Genomic DNA, 21167 nt, shown 5'->3' with positions numbered 1-21167 from the left:
TCCCCAGTCCGTGCCCGCCTCCCCCAACCTGTCCCGCCGACTCGCCAAGCTGACGTCCATCCTGGATGTCGCCAAGGCGATGAGCGCCGAGCGTGACCTCGACCTGCTCCTGCCCCTCATCCTCTACGAGGCCAGCAAGGTCGTGGAGTCGGATCGCTGCTCGCTCTTCATCCTCGACCGCGAGCGCGAGGAGCTGTGGAGCAAGGTCGCCCAGGGCTCCAAGAACGAAATCCGCCTCCCCATGGGCAGCGGCATCGCCGGCCAGGTCGCCCACACCGGCGCCGTCATCAACATCCCCGACGCCTACGCCGACCCGCGCTTCAACAGCACCTTCGACGTCTCCAGCGGCTACCGCACCCACACCATCCTCTGCGTCCCCATGCGCGACGCCAACGGGGACGTCACCGGCGTCATCCAGGCCCTCAACAAGCGCGGCGGGCTCGTGTTCGACGCCGAGGACGAGGAGCTGCTCCTCGCCCTGGGCGCCCAGGCCGCGGGCGCGATTGAAAACGCCCTCCTCCACGAGGAGATCAACCGCCTCTTCGAGGGCTTCGTCTCCGCGTCCGTCGTCGCCATCGAAGCGCGCGACCCGTCCACCGCGGGCCACTCCGGCCGCGTCGCCGACCTCACCGTGTCGCTCGCCCAGGCGCTGGAGCACCACACCTCCGGGCCCTATGCCCACGTGAGCTTCTCCGCCGTGGAGCTCCAGGAGCTGCGGTACGCGTCGCTCCTGCATGACTTCGGCAAGGTGGGCGTGCGCGAGAACGTGCTCGTCAAGGCGGAGAAGCTCTACCCGCATGAGCTGGACAACCTGCGCGCCCGCTTCCAGCTGGCTCGCAAGGACTTGCAGCTCCAGAGCTCCCGCCGCCGCCTCTCCGCCGTGGAGGTGCGCGGCCTTGCCGCCCTGCCCGCCATCCACCAGGAAGAGGACCTGCGGCTGGCCAACGAGCTGGCCCAGCTGGACGAGGTGATGGGCTTCCTGCTCACCTGCAACAAGCCCACGGTGCTCGCCCAGGGCAACTTCGAGCGGCTGCTGGAGTTGGGAAAGCTCTCGTACACCGACGCGCATGACCATGGACAACCGCTGCTCCTGCCCGCGGAAATCCAATCCCTCTCCATCACCCGCGGCACGCTCTCCCCCGAGGAGCGCCGCGAAATCGAGAGCCACGTCGACCACACGTACCGCTTCCTGTCGCAGATCCCCTGGACGCGCGCCCTGCGCCGCGTGCCTGAGATTGCCTACGCGCACCATGAGAAGCTGGACGGCACCGGCTACCCGCGCGCCATCCCGGACAACACCATCCCCGTGCAGTCCCGGATGATGTCCATCTGCGACATCTACGACGCGCTCACCGCGAGCGACCGGCCCTACAAGAAGGCCGTGCCGCACACGCTCGCGCTCGACATCCTCAAGAAGGAGGCGGGCTCCGGGCAGCTCGACCCGGGCCTCTTCGCCATCTTCGTCGAGGCGGAGATTCCGCGCCGGGCCCTCAAGAAGCAGAGCCCGGCGTAACAGCCTGAATCAGGCGCTGATGGTGTGCAGCCGGAGGCTGTTGATCTTCCCCGGCTGGCCCACCGGCGCTCCGAACACCACCACGATGCGGTCCCCACGGCGCGCGAGGCCTCGCGAGACGAGCTCCTCCTCCACCCGGCGGAGCATGGTCTCCGTCTCCTGGATGGGCTCCAGCACGCGCGGCACCACGCCCCAGAGCAGCGACAGGCGGCGGCGCACTTCCTGGTTGGGGCTGAACGCGACGATGGGCACCGTGGGCCGGTAGTGCGCCAGGAGCCGCGCCGTCACGCCCGACAGGGTGAAGGCCGCGATGAGCGTGGCGCCGCTCGCCTTCGCCGCCTCGCACGCCACGCGTGCGATGACGTCCGGGAAGTGCAGCGGCAGGCCCAGCGGGGCCTCAATCACACGCGGGAGGTACTGCGCGCGGGCGGAGGACTCGGCCGCCAGGATGATGCGCTCCATCATCTGCACGGAGTCGATGGGGAACTTGCCGCTCGCCGTCTCGCCCGACAGCATCAACGCGTCCGCGCCGTCATACACGGCGTTGGCCACGTCGCTGGCCTCCGCGCGGGTGGGGCGCGGGTTGTCGATCATCGAGTTGAGCATCTGCGTGGCCACGATGACGGGCAGGCCGCGCAGGTTGGAGCGCCGGATGATGTCCTTCTGGACAGCCGGGACTTCCTCCGGGGGAATCTCCACGCCCAGGTCGCCTCGGGCCACCATCACGCCGTCCGTCTTGTCGAGGATGGCGTCCAGGCGCGCGATGGCCTCCGGCTTCTCCAGCTTAGAGATGATGGGCACCGTGCGGCCCACCTCCGCCATCGCCTGCCGGGCCGCGTCCAGGTCCGACGGCTGGCGCACGAAGGACAGCGCGATGTAGTCCACGCCCGCCTTGAGGCCGAAGACGAGGTCCTCGCGGTCCTTGGGCGTCAGCGCGTCCGCGCGCACCGCCACGCCGGGCAGGTTGATGCCCTTGTTGTTCTTCAGCGTGCCGCCGTGGATGACCTCCGTCTTGATGAGCTGCTTCTTGTCCGTCTCCACGACGCGCAGCTCCAGGAGGCCGTCGTCCAGGAGGATGCGGTCGCCCGGGTTCACGTCCGCCGCCAGGTGCGGGTACGTGGTGGACACGATTTCATCCGTGCCCTTCACCGTTTCGTCGGTGGTGATGTGGAAGGTGGCGCCGTGCTTGAGCTCCGTGCTGCCCGTGACGAAGCGGCCGGTGCGGATCTTGGGGCCCTGCAGATCGCCCAGGATGCCGACGGCCTTGCGCACCTTCAGCGAGGCCGCGCGCAGCATGTCGATGTTCGCCTGGTGCTGCTCGTGGCTGCCGTGGGAGAAGTTGAGCCGGGCCACGTCCATGCCGGCCTCCAGCAGCGCTTCCAACATCTCCGGGGTCTGACTGGCGGGACCGAGGGTGCAGACAATCTTTGCTCGTCGCATAGGGGCGCGAACATCCGGCCTCCGCCGCACCTGGGTCAAGCACGCACACGACGCGCTCGGTCAGGTAAACCAGTAAATGTCCAGGCTGCTCGGCGTGCTCTCAGCCGCGCAGCAGCGTGCCCAGGTTCTCTCGCTCCCAACGCAGCGCGGCGCCGTAGTGCGGGTAGGTGCGCTCACGCTCGCGGAAGGCGCGCGGGTGGTGCACGCGCCGGCCGGTGCGGCCGCTGCTGGGGAAGAGCTGGTGGAGCATCTCGTGGAAGACGATGAACTCCACGAAGAAGGCAGGCACCTCCGGCTTGTCCAGCGCGGGGTGGATGCGGATCTCCCGCGTCTGGTGGTCGTAGACGCCCAGGCGGATGGACTTGCGGCGCCGGCGGGGGGGCATGCGGCCCCAGCCGATGCGCGCCTGGATGCCGTTCTGGAAGTAGGCCTCGTTGACGCCGTTGTAGAGCGCGCGCAGGTCGAAGCAGCGGCCCAGCGGGTTGAGCTCCGCGTCGGATTCCCGGCGCAGCTGGCGGATGAGCGGCTGCTGGCCCCGGATGTACTCGTCCAGGAGGTTGCCCGCGGCCCGGTGTCCCCGGCCCGCGTAGTCCGCCACCGCTCGCACCACCGACTCCGGCGCGTCCAGGAACATGTGGTGCAGCCGCAGCTGGAGCACCTGCGAGCCCCGGCGGAAGGACACCATGGTGGAGCGGTTGTCCGTCACCGCCAGGCGCACCGGCATGCCCAGGTTCGCGCTCAGGCGCCACGCGAGTGACTCCGCTCGCGTCCACAGCTCCTCGCGCGTCGAGGTGAGGACGCGCGGCGCCTCCTCCACGACGCGGTTGCGCGGCGGCAGCGGCGCGGGGCCTTCAGGGGTTCGCTGCGCGGGAACGACGGCGCGCTCCGCGGACGAGCCCCGCGGGAAGAGGGACATCTGGTGGAAGAACTCGGGCGTCACGCGGAGGGCATCGTACCCGCCACTTCCCCGGACTCAAGGGCAGGGGGGCACGCCCGTCTGCCCGTCGACCCCTCCCACACGCAGCGCGTGACGCCCCGGGTCTTTTCCGGCCCGGGCGTGTCGTCGAGCCCGCGCTCGCCTGCCCTTCAGGACGGAGCGGGCTCGCCGTGGCGCGACTTGAGCAGCCGCTCCAGCCGCTCAGGCTCCATGCGCACCACGAAGGTCTTCTCCCGCGCGTACGTCACCTGTCCGGGAGGCGCGCCCTTCAGCTTGCGCACGAACTTCACCGGCATGTAGCTCACCTCGCCGCGCGGCTCGCCCTTCGCCCCCGAGTGGTGCAGCGCCAGGTGCGCCGCGTCCAGCAGCACCTCCTGCGCCACCTCCCCGTTCTTCTCCAACGGCACCACCACGTGGCTGCCCGGCAGTCCGCGCGCGTGCAGCCAGATGTGCCAGGGCCGCGCCACCTTGAAGGTGAGCGCGTCGTTGTCCTCCGCGCCCCGCCCCACCCAGATGCGCGCGCCGCCGTGGCCCACGTACTCCTTGAAGGGGAGCCCCTCCTTCGGGCCCTCCTCCCCCGCGGACACCTGGAGGACCTCCACCTGCGCGAGCAGCGCGGCGCCGTCCATCGCTTCAATCTGCTGGAGCGCTACCTGCGCATGGGCCACTTCGCGCGCGAGCTCCGCCTCGCGGTGGCGGGCCGTCTCCACGCCGCGCAGCAGGCGCCGGTACTGGTGGAAGTGCCAGTCCGCCTCCTCCTTCGGGGTGCGCTTCGGGTCCAGCTTCACCGGGACCTCCTCCATGCCGGCCTCGGTGTACGCGGTGAGCGTCACCTGAGTGGTACCCCGCTTGATGCGGTGCAGGTTCTGCGCGAGCAGCTCGCCCACCTCGCGGTGCTTCTCCGCCTCCGGGCCTCGCGCGGCCTCCGCTCGCACCTTCTCCAGCGTCCGCGAGGAGCGCTTCAGCCGCGCCCGGTACGGCTGCGCGAGCCTGCGCCGGATGGTGTCCGCGCGGCTGGTGCGGTCCTTCTGCCCGAGCACCCGCTCCGCGGCCTGCAGCTTCGGCAGCGGGTCCGCCTCCTGGACCTCCAGGCGCGAGGGCTGCGCGCGCCCCTTCGCCAGCGCTTCTTCGGACACAGGCTCCGCCAGCGTCCACTGCGCTCCGGCGTAGAGGTTCCTCCGGGCGCCGAAGCCTTCTCCGGAGAGCATCAGCACCCGGTGGTTGTCGCTCAGGAGGAGCAGTCCACCCGGCGAACCCAGCTCCAGCACCAGCCGGCGGCGCACGGCTTCGCGATCAAACTCCAGCACCACCGTGCGGGACGGCTCCAGGTAGTGGGCGCCCTGGAGCTTGAAGCCGGTGAGCTCCTGGCGCAGCCAGCGCTGGAAGGGCGCGGGTTCGCCCGGCGTGGGGAAGCGGTCCTCGGCGACGGACAGGCGCGACAGCTCCCCTTCCGCGCACAGGCACAGCACCACCGACTTCCCGGGGACTCGCAGCTCCAGGTAGGCCAGGCGGGACAGCGGGCACCACGCCTTCTGGGCCACCGCGCCCACGAGCCGGGACGCCACCTCCGCCACCACCTCTTCGAACTCCACCGGACGCAGCGACATGGCGGCCCCTCCCGGACGGGTGGGAACGCGAAGTCCCAGCCCGCAAAAAGAAAAACGGCCCGGCGGGTTTCGCCGAGCCGTTCACTGGACGTCAACCGACGTCCGTCATGACGCCTTGCTTCAGGACTCCGGGGTCGCCGGGGCCGCAGCCGCCTTGCTGGCGCTCTTGCGGGTCGTCTTGCGAGCCGGGGCCTTGCGGGCCGCCTTCTTCGCGGGGGCCTTCTTGGCCGTACCGCGCTTCGCGGCAGGGGCCTTGCGGGCCGTCTTCTTCGTCGCGCTCTTCTTCGTCGCGGCCTTCTTCGCGGTCTTCTTCTTCGCGGCCATCGGAATCCTCCGTTCAGAGTTGAGGCCCGCGGTGACGCGAGCCCTGCACCCACCATGGATTGAACGTGAGTGCTTGAAATGAATGGTACGGGCGACATGCCAGTGTGTCAACGCATGGTGATGTATTGCAGTGCGCGGCGAGGCCGATTTCTAGGCGTTGGGCGCTTCCAACCGTTCGTGGCGGTCACTTGCGGGCCCGGAGCGCATCGCGTGCGGAGGCTAATTTCCGGCTCCGGAAGCGTTGTGGACGCCCGCGCTACAGGTCTGGATGTCCACTGCAGCGCATCCGCGCGCGCTCCTCGCGTCGCTTCCCGTCCCCGAAGCGTCGGCCTACGGTGCGCGCCCGCATGCGCACCGGCCCGCTCACCTTCCCCGCGTCCTTCACCTTCGGCGTCGCCACCTCCGCGTACCAGGTGGAGGGCGGCATCGAGAACGACTGGGCCCAGTGGGAGCGACAGGGGAAGTTGAAGGAGCCCCACGTCCGCTGCGGCCGCGCGGTGGACCACTGGCACCGCTACGAGGAGGACTACGCCCTGGCCAAGGCCGTGGGGGCCACCGCGTTCCGCCTGTCGCTGGAGTGGGCGCGCATCGAGCCCGAGCGCGGCCAGTTCGACGCGAAGGCGCTGGAGGCGTACCGCGAGCGGCTCTTGAAGCTGCGCTCGTACGGGTTGCGGCCGGTGGTGACGCTCCATCACTTCACCCACCCCACGTGGTTCCACGCGTCCACGCCCTGGCACCTCCCGGAGAGCCTGGAGGCCTTCCGCCAGTACGTCCGGCGATGCGCGCCCCTGTTGGAGGGGCTGGACGCGCTCGTCATCTCCTTCAACGAACCGATGGTCCTCTTGTTGGGTGGCTACCTCCAGGGCCTGATGCCGCCGGGCCTCACGGATGGGGCGAAGACGATGGCGGCGCTCGGGAACCTGGTGCGCGCGCACGCCATCGCGCGCGAGGAGCTGGGTCAGCGCCTGGGCCGCGTGGAGCTGGGCATCTCCCAGAACATGCTGTCGTTCGCGCCGGACCGCTGGTGGCATCCGCTGGACCGCTCGCTGGTGAGGCTGGCGGCCCCGGCCTACAACCACGCGTTCCACGAGGCGCTGTCGTCCGGCCACCTGCGCGTCTTCATGCCGGGCGTGGCGTCCACCGACGTGCGCATCCCGGAGGCGCGCGACTCCGTGGAGTTCGTGGGGGTCAACTACTACACGCGCGCGCACCTGCGCTTCATGCCGCGCCCGCCCTTCATCGACTTCAAGTACCGGGACCCGGACGCGCGCGGCCTCACCGACATCGGCTGGGAGCAGCGCCCCGAGGGCTTCCTCCAGTTGCTCCAGGAGGTGAAGCGCTACGGCAAGCCCGTGTGGGTGACGGAGAACGGCATCGACGACCGCAAGGGGACGGTGCGGCCGGAGTACCTCCACGCGCACCTGGGCCAGGTGCTGGCCGCGCGCGAGCAGGGCGTGGACGTCCAGGGCTACCTCTACTGGAGCCTGCTCGACAACTTCGAGTGGCTGGAGGGCTGGGGCCCGCGCTTCGGCCTCTATCGCGTGGACTTCGACACGCTGGAGCGCCACCCCACCCCGGCCTGCGACTACTTCCGCACCGTGGCCACCGGGCGCGTGCTGGTGCCGCCTTCCTCCAGCACCGGCGCTCAGCCCAGCGCGGCCCGGTAGTCCACCTCTGGCTCCTCCAGGGGAGCGGTGGGGTCGGTGTCCGCGCCCGCGAAGAAGCGGCGCACGCTGTCCTCCACCGCCTGGGGCGAGTCGAGCTGGTTCACCTCCGAGCGGAAGTGAGCCGCGCCCTTGAGGCCGTGGGCGTACCAGGCCAGGTGCCGGCGGAAGGAGCGCACCGCGGCCAGGGGGTCTCCGACGAACTCCGCGTGGGCGCGCGCGTGCTCCAGCACCAGCTCACAGCGCTCCTCGGGCGTCGCTGGCGGCCCTCCGGTCAGCTCGCGGAAGAGCCACGGGTTGCCCAGGGCTCCCCGGCCAATCATCACGAAGTCGCAGCCGGTGGCGTCCAGCATGCGGTGGGCGTCCTCCACCGTCTTCACGTCGCCGTTGCCCATGATGGGCAGCTCCGGGAAGTGGCGCTTCAGGTCCGCGATGAGGGACCAGTCCGCGCGGCCCGAGTAGCCCTGGGCGCGCGTGCGGGCGTGCATGGCGAGCCCCGCGCAGCCGGCCTCCTGCAGCGCCTCCGCCACCTGGAGGTAGTTGAGCGTCTTGTCGTCCCACCCCGAGCGGATTTTACAGGTGACGGGCAGGCCGGTGGCGTCGCGGATGGCCCGGACGATGGCCGCCGCGCGGGGCACGTCGCACAAGAGGCCGCTGCCGGCGCCGTTGCGCACCACCTTCTTCACCGGGCAGCCCATGTTGATGTCGATGAGCTGCGCGCCCGCGGCCTTGCCCACCTGGGCCGCCACCGCCATGGCCTCCGGTTCGCCGCCGAAGATTTGCAGCGAGTAGGGCTGCTCCACCTGGGCGTCGTAGCGCAGGTACTTGAGCGTGCGCTGGTTCTGGCGCATCAGGCCCTGGGCACTCACGAGCTCCGTGGGGCAGAGGGCGGCGCCCAGCCGGAAGGCGATGACGCGGAAGGGGCGCTCGCTCACGCCGGCCATGGGCGCGAGGATGTAGGGGTTCGGGAGCGTGTAGGGACCCAGCTTCAACATGGCGGCGACACCCTAACCCGGCGAGCGGGAACAGAAGAGCGCGAGGGCCACGAACGACCCTGCGCGGGTGGGGTCCAACGATTAAGGTCCCTCCCCATGTTCCGTTTCCGGCTCGGGAGCGTCCCCGTCCACGTCCACACGAGTCACCTGCTGTTCTCCGCGGTGCTCGCCTACCAGTCCCTGCCGCAGCCGGGCCGGGGCTCGAGCGCCGGGTGGCTGGGGGACCGGCTGACCGACCCCAGCAGCCCGGGCCACCTGGGCGCGGTGGCCACCTACGTGCTGGCGTGGATGTTCATCGTCTTCGTCTCCGTGCTCATCCACGAGCTGGGGCACGCGGTGGCCTTCCGCGTCTTCGGCTACCGGCCCAGTGTGGAGCTGGTGTTCCTGGGCGGCGTCACCCGGCCCAACACGGATGCGCCCCTGCCCTGGCACAAGGACGTGGTCAGCAGCTTCGCGGGCCCGCTGGCGGGGCTGGCGCTGGGCGTCCTCTCCTGGGCGGTGCTGATGCTGGTGCGCGGCCAGTCGGAGGTGGCGGACTTCTTCCTGAGCCGGTTCTTCTTCGCCAACATGCTGTGGACGGTGTTCAACCTGCTGCCCGTGCCCCCTCTGGACGGCGGCCACATCAGCACGGCGCTCGCCACGCGGATGTTCGGGCGCCGGGGCTTCATCGTGTCCCACGTGCTGGCCCTGGGCCTGTGCGTGGGGCTGGTCCTGCTGGGCATCCGAAGTGGAGAGCTGTTCGTCTCCCTCCTCTTCGCCATGTTCGGCTTCCAGGCGTTCCGCGTGCTGGCGGACGTGCTGCGCGCGCGCAACGAGGACAAGGAGGCCGAAGGTCCCCGGGCCCAGGGGCTGCGCGAGGCCCAGCAGGCGCTGCGCGAGGACCGGCTGGACGACGCGTGGCGGCTGGGCCAGCTGCTGCTGGAAGGCGAGGGGCTGTCGGCGAGCCTCACCAGCCGGACGCACTATCTGCTGGGCTGGGTGGCGCTGAAGCAGGGCCATGGGCGGCCCGCGCTGGACCACTTCTCCCAGGTGCAGGGCCAGCCGGTGGAGATGCACGCGGTGGCGGCGGCCTTCTCGCTGGTGGGCGACGACGCCCGGGCGGTGGGCTACTGGAAGCAGGCGTGGGGTGAGTCGCAGGACCGCACCGTGATGCACGAGTACGCGGGCGCGCTCATCCGCCTGGGCCAGGTGTCGGAGGCGCTGCGGCTGCCCGGCGTGGACCCGGCGGCCGCGTTCCGGTGCGCGGAGCGGGCGCTGTTCATCCGGGGCGCCTATTCGGAGGCGGCGGCGGTGGGTGAGGCGGCGCTGCGGCACGCGCCGGAGCCGGGCATCGCCTATGACGCGGCGTGCGCCTTCGCCCGCGCGGGCAACGTGCCGGACGCGGTGCGCCTGCTCCAGCGCGCGCAGGCCCTGGGCTTCCAGGACGCCAGCTATGCCGCGTCCGACGAGGACCTGGCGCCCCTGCACGGCCACCCCGCGTTCGAGGAGTGGCTCACCCTCCTGCGGCCCTCCGCCGCGTCCTGAGCGCGGCTCGGGAGTAGAGTCCGCCCCCGTCCGTGAGCCCTCCCGTCCCTTCCGTGAAACCTCCCGCCGCGCCCGTGCGTACCGGTGACATGCCGGCACTGTCGGGGAGCGCCGGGGACTCGGACGAGGTGTTGATGGAGCGGTTCTGCCAGGGGGATGCGCCCGCGTTCGACGCGCTCTTCCAGCGCTACGCGCGCCCCATCCAGGGCTACCTGTCGCGCCTGACGGGCAGCCCCGCCACCGCCGAGGACCTGGCCCAGTTGACGTTCCTCTCCCTGGTGCGCGCCCGCGGCCGCTACCAGGAGGGCGCCCGGGTCCGCCCGTGGCTGTACGCCATCGCCACCAATGCGGCGCGGGACCATGCGCGCCGCCACCGCCGGCCGGAGGACCTGACGCCGGAGGGGGAGCTGCCCCTCACCGCCGTGGCCGACACGCCGGAGCCCCGCGACGCGGGCCTGGAGCGCGCGGTGCAGCGCGCCCTGGAGCAGCTTCCGGAGGGCCAGCGCCTGCCCATCCTGATGCACCGCTTCGAAGGCATGGGCTTCGCGGAGATCGCCGAGACCCTGGGCCTCACCGAGAGCGCGGTGAAGGTCCGCGCCCACCGCGGCTATGCGCGCCTGCGCGAGCTGCTCGCCCCGCTTCATCAGGAGACCGCGGAATGACGCCCGAGTGCGAACGCGTCCTGGATTTTCTGGACGGTCCGTTGCCCCCGGAGCTGGCGGCGCACGCGGCCGGGTGCGCGGACTGCCGTGCCCTGCTGGACGGCTTCCACGTCCTCGCGCCTCCCAGGAGCGCTCCGGCCCCCGCGCCCCTTCCCTTCAATGAAGCGAAGTACGAGGAGACGCGGCGCAAGTCGCTGACGGAGCTGGCCGCGACGCCCCTGCCCACGCCGTGGTGGAGGGACGTGCTGGTGCTGCTCGGCACCTACCTGGGCGTGACCGCCGTGGGCCTGGGGGTGGTGGGCCGCCACGGGCTGATGCTCAACGCCGCGCCCTCCTACTGGGTGGCGGGCGTGGCGCTGCTCATCGTCGCAGGCGTCGGGGGCGGGGCGCTCCTCGGGCTCGCGCCGAGCCGGCGGACCTGGCCGCTGGGGCTGGTGGCGGCGGGCGCGGGCGCCGTGGTGGTGGCGCAGCTGCTGGGTCGCTCCGGGCTCCAGGTGAGGCCGTTCCTCACGGGCACGCTGGGGTGCATGGGCACGGAGGTGGCGCTGTCGGTGGTGCCGCTGGCCGTGGCGATGGTGCTGCTGTGCCGCTCCGCCTACCAGCCCGTGCGGGCGCTGGCGGCGGGCTTGTCCGCGGCGGGCGTGAGCATGCTGGTGCTGCACGTGCACTGCCCCGACGGCACCGCGGACCACCTGATGCTGGGGCACCTGCTGCCGTGGGTGGTGCTGGCCGGCGTGGCGGTGTTCATCCGCTCACGCCTGCCGTCCCGCACCTTCGCACCCTGAAGCTCGGGCGAAGCGCGTGAAGGTGCGGCGCCCTGCTACTGGAGCCGCGACAGCGCTTCCTGGGGGAAGGCGCGCGCGTCCACCTTGGCGTGCCACTCCTTCACCTTGCCGTCCGGCCCGATGACGACGCCCACCCGGCGCGCGTTGGCGGCCTTGGCGTCGTCCGCGGCCCCGTAGGCCAGGCCCACCGTCCGGTCCACGTCGCACAGCAGGGGGAAGTTGAAGTCGAACTTCTTCGCGAAGGCCTGGTTCTCCTCCGGCGTGTCGAAGCTGATGCCCAGGATGACCGTGCCCTTCTGCTCGTACTGGGCCTTGTGGTCGCGGAAGGCGCAGCCCTCGGCGGTGCAGCCCGGGGTGTCCGCCTTCGGGTAGAACCAGAGCACCACGTTCTTGCCCCGGTAGTCCGACAGCCGGTGCGTCTTCCCCGTGTGATCCTTCACGGCGAACTCCGGCGCCACGTCTCCCTGCTTGAGCATGTGCGATGCCTCCTTCGAGGTGGGAACGGCGCCGTCGTAGCACGCCCCCAGGGCAGGCCGCCGGGCACCGCTCGGACGATGTGTGGAGTGGAGTGCAGGCGGACAGTCCCGGCGTGACATCCCCGTCAAGACGCTTGAAACCCACCCCCCTCGTCCGTTTAGTAGGGGCTCCAAATGAACGACAGTGACGAACCTCCGCCTGCCTATTCAGGGCAGCGCGTGGCCACGCTTCGCGCGTGGGCACGGCTCAACCTCTCCAGGCTCATCTACTTCCTGCTGGGTGCGTCGAACCGCATCCGCCTCCCCACGCCGTCGGTGCTCCCCATCGCGGGCGCGGTGGTGGGGCTCTACAGCGGCCTCGCGGCCGGCATCTTCTCCAACCTCATCGGCGTGATGAGCGGCATCACGTTCAGCGCCGCGGAGCTGGCGGCGACACTCAAGCCGCAGCGGCTGCGCACGTTGATGGAGTCGCTCTCCTCCGCACGCTGGCACCTGGAGTACGCGCTGGTGGGCGTGCCGCTGGCCATGGGGGCGCTCCTGCTCGCGCGCATCATCGAGCCGGGTGGGCCGCGCGACGAGGTGAAGCGCCGGCTGCGGCTGCTGGCGCTGCTGACGCTGGGCGGGCTGTCGCTCTACTACCCGCTGGTGGGGCTGGCGGCCGTCAATGCCGTCTTCGGCCACGCGCACAACCTGCCTGCCGCGCTGCCGCACCTGCCCTGGTGGCTCGTCCTGCTGGCGCCCACGCTGGGTGGGCTCGCGGTGGGCCGCCTGCTGCGCGACCGGCCGGAGACGCATGGCCACGGCCTTCCGGAGGTGGTGCGCGCGGTGAAGAGCGGCGCCAACGTGGTGCCGGCGGACCGGGGGCTGCTCAAGCTCATCGCTTCCGCCATCACCATTGGCAGCGGCGGCTCCGCGGGGCGCGAGGGCCCCATCGTCTATGGCGGCGCGGCGTTCGCCTCCAGCGTGGGGCGCGTGCTGGGCTTCAGCCGCAGGGAGCTGTCCATCCTGCTGGCGTGCGGCGCGGGGGCGGGCATCTCCGCGTCCTTCAACGCCCCCATCGCGGGCGCGGTGTTCGCGATGGAGATCATCCTGCGCGAGTTCGAGCTGCGCGTATTCTCCCCCATCATCCTCGCGAGCGTGGCGGGGACGCTGGTGAGCCGGGGCGTGCTGGACGAAGCGCCCATGCTCAACCGGGTCAACTACGAGCTGGTCAGCGGCGCGGAGGTGTTCGCCTACGCGGCGCTGGGCATCGGGTGCGGCCTGCTGGCGTTCGCGTTCGTGAAGCTGCTGCACGGGGTGGAGCACTTCTTCCACGGGGGGTCGAAGGGACGGCTCTCGCCGTGGCTGGGGAGGAAGCCGCTGCCGGTGCGCGCCGCGCTGGGCGGCCTGTGCACGGGCGTGCTCGTGTTCCTCAGCCCCACGGTGTGGGGCAGCGGGCACGACTTCATCAACCTGGCGGCGGCGGGCCAATTGCCCTTCATCTTCCTGGTGACGGCGTGCGTGCTGAAGCTCGTGGCCACGTCCATCACCATCGGCTCGGGCGGGTCCGGCGGCACGTTCTTCCCGGCGGCGGTGATTGGCGCGATGGCGGGCGGCGCGTTCGGCACGCTGGTGCACTACTTCTTCCCGCTGGCCACCGGGCCCAGCGGCGCCTACGCCATCGTGGGCATGGGCGGCGCGGTGGCGGCCCTCACGCGCGGCCCGCTCACTGGCATGATGATGCTGTACGAGCTGAGCGGCAGCCACGAGATCATCCTGCCGCTGATGGTGACGTGCACCATCGCGTCCGCGCTGTGCCACTACCTCATCGAGCGCACCTCCGCGAAGGTGCAGAGCGACGAAGATCTCCTGACGGGCACCCACGTGCGCGCCCTGATGACGGAGGTGCCGGCGGTGCCCGCGGGCACGCCGCTGCGCGCGCTCACGGACCAGCTGCTCACGTCCGAGGCGGGCACGCTGCCGGTGCTGGACTCGCTGGGCAACCTCTACGGCACCGTGCAGGTGGAGCAGCTGCGCGAGGTGTGGCGTGACGAGTCCATGTACTCGCTGCTCGTCGCCAGCGACCTGGCGCGCAAGCTGCCCGCGCTGGCGCCGGACTCGGACCTGGCGCACGCCCTCCAGGTGATGGACCAGGAGGACGTGGACGCGCTGCCGGTGTCGCCCGTGCTGGGCCTGGCCCCGTGCGGACTCATCACCCGCGCCGCGGTGCGACGCTTCCTCTTCGCGCAGCACTCCCGCGAGCACGCGAAAGGCGACTACCCCATCACTCCGTCGGAAGCCGCGCACTGAGCCAGCGGGGCTGCGTGCCCCACAATGGCAGACAGCCACGGTGGCCCTGTCAGGAAACCAGGGGAGAGGGCATCCTTGGGCGCCATGTCCGACTCCCGCCTCTCCGCCCTGCGCTCCGAGCTGTCGTCCACGTTCCATGATGCCCGGGTGCGTCAAATGGTCGCCCTGGGAAGGCGGGCCCGCACGGACCCGGAAGCGCAGGGGCTGTTGGACGCGCTGGCCCGGGGGGATGCCTCCGAACGACGGCTGGCATTGGCGGCCCAGTTCACCCGGCGCGACGGTGGGGCGGTGCTGCGGGCCCTGTCGGACGAGTCGTTCCGGGTGCGGACGCTGGCGTTCGAGCTGGTGTCGCTCGCCTGTGATGATGTCCAGGCCCTGGAAGCCCTGCGCATGGCGCACGGCATGCGCCGTGAGCAGTCATTGCTGCGCGAGCTGGTGAAGCGTCGGCGGCACGCCGTCATCGACGCGTACCTGGACGGGCTCGCGGAGCATGGGGACGCCGCCACGTTCGCGGACGCGGTGCCCCTGGCCTCGGCGGAAGGACTGCGCCGGCACCTGGCGCGCGCGCTGGAGCGCCCCAGCCACCGGTTCTGGGAGCGGCTCGCGCGGTACGCCCCGGCGGTGCTGGGCGAGGTGCTCATCGAACAGGTGCGCGCGGTGACGGGTGAGGCGGACCGGGTGACGCGCTACCTCGTGGACCGGCACCTGGCGCGCCTGGCGGAGCAGGTGCCCGACACGGCGGAGACGCTGCTGGCGTTGATGCTCGCGCGCGGCATTCCCGCGGACGTGGGCGCCCTGCGGTGGCTGGTGCGGGTCCGCCCCGCGCGCACGGTCGCCCTCCTGCGCCAGCACCCCGGCGTCGCCCTTCCCCACCTGCTGTTCGAGAAGGCCGTGGGCCTGTTGGACGCCGAGGCGCTCACGTGGGTCATCCAGCGCGACCCGACGGTGCTGGGCAGCGCGAAGGACGTGCTGGAGCAGGTGACGGAGCCCCTGCGGCGGACCCTCACGGAGGCCTGGAGCGCGGCCGTGGACGCCTCGCCCGGCTGGGGCACGGAGTTGATTGCGCAGCTCCAAGATCCCGCCGTGCGCGAGCACGTCTTCCAGCGCTGGAGCGCGGCGGTGCGCAACCGCGACGGCGTCATCTCGCTTTCGCACCTGGAGCGGCTGCCCGTGGACCTGCGCGAGCGCGAGGCGCGGCGGCACCTGCACGAGGTGGTGGCGCTGGGCACCCGGGCCGAAGCGCGCTTCGTGTACGCGCGGCTGCTGCCCTGGGAGGAAGCCCTGGGCGAGCTGCGGGGCGCGCTGGGACATCCGGATGCGGGCATGCGCGGCGTGGCGCTGGGCTCGCTGCTGGCCCTGCCCGGCCTGCGTCCGGAAGAGACCGCGTGGGTGGCGCCCGCGCTGGCGCTGGTGCTGGCCCGGAAGAACGAACAGGACCCGGTGCGCGGGACGATGCTGCAGGCGCTCGCGGAGTGGCCCCGGCGGATGTGGCGCGCGGAGCACACCGAGTCACTGGGCCGCATCCTGCGCGACGCGCTGGACGCCGCGGACCTGTCGCAGATGACGGCCCAGGCGGCGGAGCGGCTGCTCGTGCGGGCCTTCGGCGTGGATCCGACGTGGGGCGCGGCGTGGCTGGGCACGCTCCTCAAGGAGCGGGGCAGCCTGCAGGACGCGAGGCTGGGCCTGCGGCTGAACGACGAGGAGGTGCGCCGGGCCGCACCCCAGCTGCTGTCCCTGGCGAAGGTCTGGGCGGAGCGGGAGCGCGGCTGGAACCTGCTCCAGCTCGCGCAGAGCCTGGGCACGCGCGCGGCCCTGGTGCCCGGGCTGTCGGAGTGGCTGGTCTCCGTGCGGGACCTGACGCCGAACCCGTGGCTGACGGTGGAGCTGAGCCACTGGCTGTCGAAGGAGGACCGGCCCCGCTTCGAGGCGACGCTCGCGGGCGCGCTGCGGCGCTGGAGGGACCGGGGTTGGGACGATGAGGTGGTGGCGCTGGCCCAGCGGGAGCCTCGCGACGTGCCCCTGCACCGGGAGCTGGTGGCGGAGCTGGAGCGGGTGGCGCTGCGGCTGGGCAAGCCCTCCGCGAACGCGCTGTGGCTCCTGCGCTCCCGCGCGTGCGCGGACTTCGACCGGATGCTGCCCACGCTGCTCAAGCGGGACGAGAGCGCCATCGCCATCCCCGTGGTGCGCGACTACCTGCACCGGCGGCGGCAGGACCTGCTGGGGCCGTTCCTGGCCGCGCCCGTCATCACCGGGCAGTTCGCCACGGGGGCGACGCATTGGATCCTCCCGTTCGACTCGGGCTTCTTCCGGTGGACGGCGGAGCAGAACCGGATGTACTCGCGCGCGCTGTCGAAGCTGTGCGAGGACCCGGAGCGGGACACGCCCACGCTGCTGCTCGCGGTGACGCGACTGGCGGCGCTGGACTGGGCGCCCATGGACGCGCTCCAGGCGATGGCGGACGACAAGCGGCCCGCGGTGCAGGAGCGAGCCCTGCGCGTGCTGGCGCGGTGTGACCAGGGCCAGGGCGTGCCCACGCTGCTCAAGTGCCTGGAGGACGGTCGCGCGCGCATCGCCATCTACGGCCTGCGCCGCGCGTTCAACGGCATGCCGCCCGCGCGGGTGCTGGCGCTGCTCGCGGACGTGCCGCTCTCCAAGGTGACGGTCGCCAAGGAGGTGGTGCGGCTGGTGGGGGAGCTGCGTTCGGAGGCGGCCTACGCGCGGCTGCTGGAGTTGGACGCGCTGCCCCTGCACCGCGACGTGCGCATCGCGCTCTTGCGCGCGCTGTGGGACCACCTGGACCGCGAGCCCACCTGGGCCGTGTTCGAGCATGCCGTCACCGGCGAGGACGCCATCATGGCCTCGCGCGTGGGAGACATCCCGGCGGACCGGCTCACGGAAGCGCTGGACGCGCGGCTGTGCGCGCTGCTCGCGAAGGTACTGGCGCGGCCGGAGCCCGACGCGCGCATCACCCTGCTCCAGCGCGCGGCGTGGTTGCAGGTGAAGGACCGGGAGCGGGTCTTCCTCTCCGCGTGCGGTGCGCGGCTGGTGTCGCCCTTCAACGACGAGGTGCGCGCGGCGATGGAGGCGCTGGTCTACCGGTCCGACGAGCACGACCTGCCGTTGATGGCGCGGATGCTGGAGGCGGTGGTGGAGGACCGGCGGGCGTTGACCGTGGCGCTGGAGTCGCTGCTCCAGCCCCGGGAGCGGCTGCGCCCCGTGCCCCTGAGCATGGTGCGCCTGCTGGCCGAAGAGGTGCTGACGAAGGACCCGCGACTGGCCACGCTGCGCGTGCGGTGCGCGGTCAGCGCGCTGGAGCCGGGGGAGTTCGCGAGCCACCTCAATGCCATGGGGCAGGCGGGATGGCTTCACGCGGACGCGCTGATGGCGGCCCAGGTGGCGGTGGCCCAGCTGCCCCTGGAGTCGCTGCGTGCCGTGGGCGCGCGGCTGCGGACGAGCTCCATTCCGGAGGTGCGGCGCGTGGCCGTCCAGTGCCTGGTGCTGGATGCGCGGGAGGGGCGCGGCTGGACGCCGGAGCGGCTGGAGACGCTCGCCGCGCTCCAGCGGGATGAGTCACCGCTCGTGTCGGGCGCGGCGCAGTTCGTGTTCCCGCCGCGCGAGCTGGTGAAGACGCCGCGCGGCGTCTAGCCGTTGACCGCCCGGGCCCCTCAGCTCGGCAAGCGCTCCAGCGCATCGGGCACCCGGGTGGGCACTCCCGAGGACCCGCCCCGCACGGCCTCATAGGCGTACTGCTCCAGCGCCAGGGCACGGTGGGCCACGGTGTGCTCGGCGAGCACGCGGGCCCGGGCGCGCTGGCCCAGTTGGAGCCGCTCCGCTTCGGGCATCTCGCGCAGGTACCGCAGTACGTCCTTCGCCGTGCGCGCCGGGACGACCTCCTCGCCCAGCGAGAAGAGGTCCTCCAATCCCTCCCAGGGATCGCAGATCAGCGGCGCACCGCATGCGGCGGCTTCAAACAGGTTCCTGCCCGGCGTGTGCTCCGCTCGCGAGACGGCCAGCGTGAAGCGCTGCTCGCCGTAGAAGGCCGGGTGCTCGCGGGACGGGGTGGCCGCGTGCCGCTTCACGTTTCCGGGCCACGCCGCATCCGCATCCACCACGGACATCGTCCCTGCGAGAAGGAAGCGCCCTTCGGGCCAGTCAAACGCGGCCTCCAACAACAACGGCTGCAACAGCGACCGGCGCTCCGCCGACAGCAGCCCCAGGTGCCCCAGGTCCCAGTGCACGCTGTGCGCCCTCGGGGCGAAGTGCTCCGCCTGCACGCCGGGCAGCAACACGCGTGCCCGGGACACACCCCACTCGCGCTCCAACCTCCGGGGCACCGGCCCACCGCTGGAGCACAGGTGGATCCGGTAGCCCGCCAGATGCTCCAGCGTCAGCCGCGCCGCATCCCCGCGGTGGGCCTGCCGCTGCCACGTCCGGGGCGTGTCGTGGTCCCAGAAGGCGGTGAGGCCGCGCGCGGTCTCCGTCGCCCAGCGCCCCACCTCCGCGACCCCGGGCACGTCCGAATCCACCAGCACCAGGTCCGCACGCCGCACGTGGGAACGGAAGCGCGCCTCGAGGTCCGCCACGCCCAGGTATGGCGTGCAAGGCGTCTCCACCTCCAGCCGCCGCGTGTGGAGCCCCATTTGCTCCAGGAGCAGCAGCATGTGCCCCCGCTGTCGCAACGCATGCGCGAGCTGCCTTGATGCCGAGCCGACCTTCACGTCAGCGACTGCCCCGCCCGGAGGCCCCAGGAATACGATGTCCATCCATGTGGGCCTCCTTCACGCCCCGCGCGCGGCACCTCCAGGGCTACCGCTTCCTCCCGCCGACGAACAAGGCGCCAGCCCCGGGGTCGCGTGAACTCCTCAACGGCGCGACGCCCTCGCTGACCGCCCGTGCGGAGCGGCGTCCAGCAATGGACCGTGGCCCCTCCCTCCAAGGCGAGGGGCCGCGTGTCACGAAACCGTGACGGCTACTTCGTGGGCGCGGGGGCCTTGATGGGAGGCGTGTTCCCAGCCGGCGCCGCGGCGGGCTTCGCGGCGGCGCCCTTGCGCAGCGGACACGCGACGATGGCGCCCGTGGGGTCGATGGCGTCCTTGCCCTCGTCCACCTTGAGCACCTTGCGGTCCTCGCCCACGACGAACGTGTAGCGCTTGGACACCGTCACCACCGGCATCTTCACGTCGTACGCGGCCACGACCTTGCCGTCCGGATCCGGGATGAACGCGAAGGGCGCCTTCAGCTCGGTCTTGAAGCGCGTCAGCGTCTCCGCGTCGTCGGTGGAGAAGGCCAGCACCTGTCCCTGCACCTGCTCGATGTCCTTGTAGCGGTTGGTGTACGCGGTCAGCTCGCGCGTGCACCCGCCGGTGAACGCCTTGGGGAAGAAGGCCACGATGACGGGCCCCTTCTTCACCATCTCCGACAGCGTGTAGGTCGTCCCCGCGGTGTCCTTCACCGTGAAGTCCGGGGCGGTTTCGCCCACCTGGGGAATCGCTGCGCTGACCAATCCGACGACGAGCAGGGGAATGAGCATGGCCGGGACTTAACGGTCCCCGGGCATCGGGACAAGCCGCCCAGTGCCCTAACCCTGGTTCAGCCGCTCCCAGACGGCCGTGGCCGCCTCGCGCGCCTGGTCCGCCACCACGGTGGGGTTCACCGACAGGGGCCTGCGCGCCCAGACGCGCCACACGCCGTCCACCATCACCGCCTCCACGTGCCGGCTGCCCAGCCCGTGGATGACGTGCCACGCCAGCGTCTCCGCCGTCAGCGGCGTGGGCGACAGGTAGTCCAGCACCAGCAGGTCCGCGACCGAGCCCTCGCGCATGGGACCGATGGCCGCCTCGAACACCTGCGACGCCAGCCGGTGGCCATTGGCCAGGTAGCGCAGCACATCAATGGGCTGCCCCGCCTCGCGCGAGCGCAGGTACGCCGCCTGCGCCTCCGCGAAGAGGTCCGCCGACGTGCCGTCGGTGCCCAGCGACGCCCGGGCCCCGAACTTCAGCGCCGGCGCGTAGCCCACCTCCTGCCCCTGGTTGGAGCGCGGCGTGTGCACGAGCCACGTCCCCGTGGCCAGCACCTGCGCCAGGTCCGCCCACTCCAGGTGGCCCGCGTGCGCCGCCATCGCGCGCGGCGACAGGAGGTTGCCGTTGAGCAGCCGGGTCACCGGAGGGTTGCCGTGACGCTCGTTGGACAGCCGCTCGTCCAGCGGGTCCTCGGCGAGCGGGAAGTGCAGGCCGGTGTTCGTGGTGTTGAGCGCTTCTCCCAGCCCCTGGAGGGCGTCATCGCCCAGCGTGAAGATGGGGCCCGCGCCCACCTGTCCGCGGAAGCGGCCCCGAGCCTTGCGCGCGAAGCTGACCGTCTCCTCCAGCCCCTCCTCGCGGCCCACCGCGCCCATGCGATCCGTCACCGCGTAGGCCAGCACGCCGCGCACGCCCACTTCGTGGAGGCCTCGCGCCAGGCGCAGCAGCGAGCCCGTCACCGCGCGCGGCGAGGCGTGCAGGTCGAACAGGGTGGTGGTGCCGCACTGGATGGACTCCAGGCCCGCCGCCGTGGCGGACACCTGCACCGCGTCCAGGTCCAGGGCGTTCTCGAAGGGCCAGCGCACCTGCTCCAGCAGCGCCTGGTACGACGCGGGCGTCGGCCGGACCCAGCCGCGCGCGAGCACGTACGCGAGCCGGTGGTGCGCGTTGACGAGCCCCGGGAAGACGAGCTTGCCGGACAGCGCCACCACCTCGTCATCAGGACCGGGCGTGAGGTCCTCGCCCCGCGCCACGATGCGCTCACCTTCGATGCGCAGGTCCACCCGCTCCACGGACGCGGGCTCCAGCTCGACGACGTAACCACCCTTGAGGACGGTGCCCAACATCCCTCCCTGCATGCGCGACGGTGCGCGAGGTTCCCGACCCGTGGCCCCCTCCCCTTAGGGGTCCCGTTCCGAGCGCGGCAGGTTAGCAC

At 71.8% G+C, this 21167-nt stretch carries 16 protein-coding genes; 7 read left to right on the top strand and 9 right to left on the bottom strand.

Annotation, left to right across the window (positions count from 1 at the left end; all coding sequences use genetic code 11):
- Nucleotides 1-10: 10 nt before the first annotated feature.
- Nucleotides 11-1513, top strand: coding sequence for an HD family phosphohydrolase (locus D7V97_RS19195; protein WP_120612099.1), 1503 nt, complete (start codon nt 11-13; stop codon nt 1511-1513).
- Nucleotides 1514-1522: 9 nt separating this feature from the next.
- On the opposite strand, the gene pyk is transcribed toward D7V97_RS19195, so the two are convergent.
- From pyk to D7V97_RS19175, 4 genes are all read right to left on the bottom strand, one after another.
- Nucleotides 1523-2953: a pyruvate kinase gene (gene pyk, locus D7V97_RS19190; protein ID WP_120612098.1), complete on the bottom strand. Its 1431-nt coding sequence runs from the start codon at nt 2951-2953 to the stop codon at nt 1523-1525.
- 100 nt (nt 2954-3053) lie between these two features.
- The gene (locus D7V97_RS19185; RefSeq protein ID WP_120612103.1) at nt 3054-3869 is read right to left on the bottom strand and encodes a hypothetical protein; all 816 of its coding nucleotides are present in this window, start codon (nt 3867-3869) and stop codon (nt 3054-3056) included.
- 170 nt (nt 3870-4039) lie between these two features.
- On the bottom strand, nt 4040-5497 hold the full coding sequence (locus D7V97_RS19180; protein WP_120612097.1) for an NFACT RNA binding domain-containing protein: 1458 nt from the start codon (nt 5495-5497) through the stop codon (nt 4040-4042).
- Between the two features lie 120 nt (nt 5498-5617).
- Nucleotides 5618-5821 carry an excinuclease ABC subunit A gene (locus tag D7V97_RS19175; protein ID WP_120612096.1) on the bottom strand — a complete coding sequence of 68 codons (204 nt, stop codon included), beginning with the start codon at nt 5819-5821 and terminating at the stop codon, nt 5618-5620.
- 347 nt (nt 5822-6168) lie between these two features.
- Between D7V97_RS19175 and D7V97_RS19170 the strand changes: the two genes are divergently transcribed.
- A complete protein-coding gene (locus D7V97_RS19170; protein ID WP_120612095.1) occupies nt 6169-7488 on the top strand; it encodes a glycoside hydrolase family 1 protein in 1320 nt (439 codons plus the stop codon).
- On the opposite strand, the gene dusB is transcribed toward D7V97_RS19170, so the two are convergent.
- On the bottom strand, nt 7467-8480 hold the full coding sequence (dusB, locus tag D7V97_RS19165; RefSeq protein WP_120612094.1) for a tRNA dihydrouridine synthase DusB: 1014 nt from the start codon (nt 8478-8480) through the stop codon (nt 7467-7469). The two genes, D7V97_RS19170 and dusB, sit on opposite strands and share 22 nt — an antisense overlap.
- A gap of 96 nt (nt 8481-8576) precedes the next feature.
- Between dusB and D7V97_RS19160 the strand changes: the two genes are divergently transcribed.
- The 3 genes from D7V97_RS19160 to D7V97_RS19150 all read left to right on the top strand — a co-directional run bounded on the left by D7V97_RS19160 (nt 8577) and on the right by D7V97_RS19150 (nt 11451).
- Nucleotides 8577-10004 carry a site-2 protease family protein gene (locus tag D7V97_RS19160; protein ID WP_120612093.1) on the top strand — a complete coding sequence of 476 codons (1428 nt, stop codon included), beginning with the start codon at nt 8577-8579 and terminating at the stop codon, nt 10002-10004.
- A gap of 74 nt (nt 10005-10078) precedes the next feature.
- Nucleotides 10079-10666, top strand: coding sequence for an RNA polymerase sigma factor (locus tag D7V97_RS19155; RefSeq protein WP_233582975.1), 588 nt, complete (start codon nt 10079-10081; stop codon nt 10664-10666).
- Entirely contained in the window at nt 10663-11451 is a 789-nt protein-coding gene (locus D7V97_RS19150; RefSeq protein WP_120612092.1) for a zf-HC2 domain-containing protein, read from the top strand. The genes D7V97_RS19155 and D7V97_RS19150 overlap by 4 nt, the downstream gene beginning before the upstream one ends.
- A 35-nt stretch (nt 11452-11486) precedes the next feature.
- On the opposite strand, the gene D7V97_RS19145 is transcribed toward D7V97_RS19150, so the two are convergent.
- A complete protein-coding gene (locus D7V97_RS19145; protein ID WP_120612091.1) occupies nt 11487-11927 on the bottom strand; it encodes a peroxiredoxin in 441 nt (146 codons plus the stop codon).
- Between the two features lie 174 nt (nt 11928-12101).
- Here D7V97_RS19145 and D7V97_RS19140 point away from each other — a divergent pair, with 174 nt between their 5' ends.
- Both D7V97_RS19140 and D7V97_RS19135 read left to right on the top strand, forming a co-directional pair.
- On the top strand, nt 12102-14216 hold the full coding sequence (locus D7V97_RS19140) for a chloride channel protein (RefSeq protein WP_199728862.1): 2115 nt from the start codon (nt 12102-12104) through the stop codon (nt 14214-14216).
- Between the two features lie 84 nt (nt 14217-14300).
- Nucleotides 14301-17861: a hypothetical protein gene (locus D7V97_RS19135; protein ID WP_120612090.1), complete on the top strand. Its 3561-nt coding sequence runs from the start codon at nt 14301-14303 to the stop codon at nt 17859-17861.
- 20 nt (nt 17862-17881) lie between these two features.
- Here the strand turns inward: D7V97_RS19135 and D7V97_RS19130 are convergent, their stop codons facing one another.
- From D7V97_RS19130 to D7V97_RS19120, 3 genes are all read right to left on the bottom strand, one after another.
- Nucleotides 17882-18979, bottom strand: coding sequence for a glycosyltransferase (locus D7V97_RS19130; RefSeq protein ID WP_147444871.1), 1098 nt, complete (start codon nt 18977-18979; stop codon nt 17882-17884).
- A gap of 206 nt (nt 18980-19185) precedes the next feature.
- On the bottom strand, nt 19186-19746 hold the full coding sequence (locus D7V97_RS19125) for a redoxin domain-containing protein (RefSeq protein ID WP_120612088.1): 561 nt from the start codon (nt 19744-19746) through the stop codon (nt 19186-19188).
- 48 nt (nt 19747-19794) lie between these two features.
- Nucleotides 19795-21075, bottom strand: a complete 1281-nt coding sequence (locus tag D7V97_RS19120; protein ID WP_120612100.1) for an amidohydrolase family protein — start codon at nt 21073-21075, stop codon at nt 19795-19797.
- Nucleotides 21076-21167 lie beyond the last annotated feature (92 nt).

The sequence above is a fragment of the Corallococcus sp. CA053C genome, assembly GCF_003611675.1.
In the GTDB taxonomy this organism is placed as follows: domain Bacteria; phylum Myxococcota; class Myxococcia; order Myxococcales; family Myxococcaceae; genus Corallococcus.
This window is presented reverse-complemented; position numbering and strand designations above follow the sequence as displayed.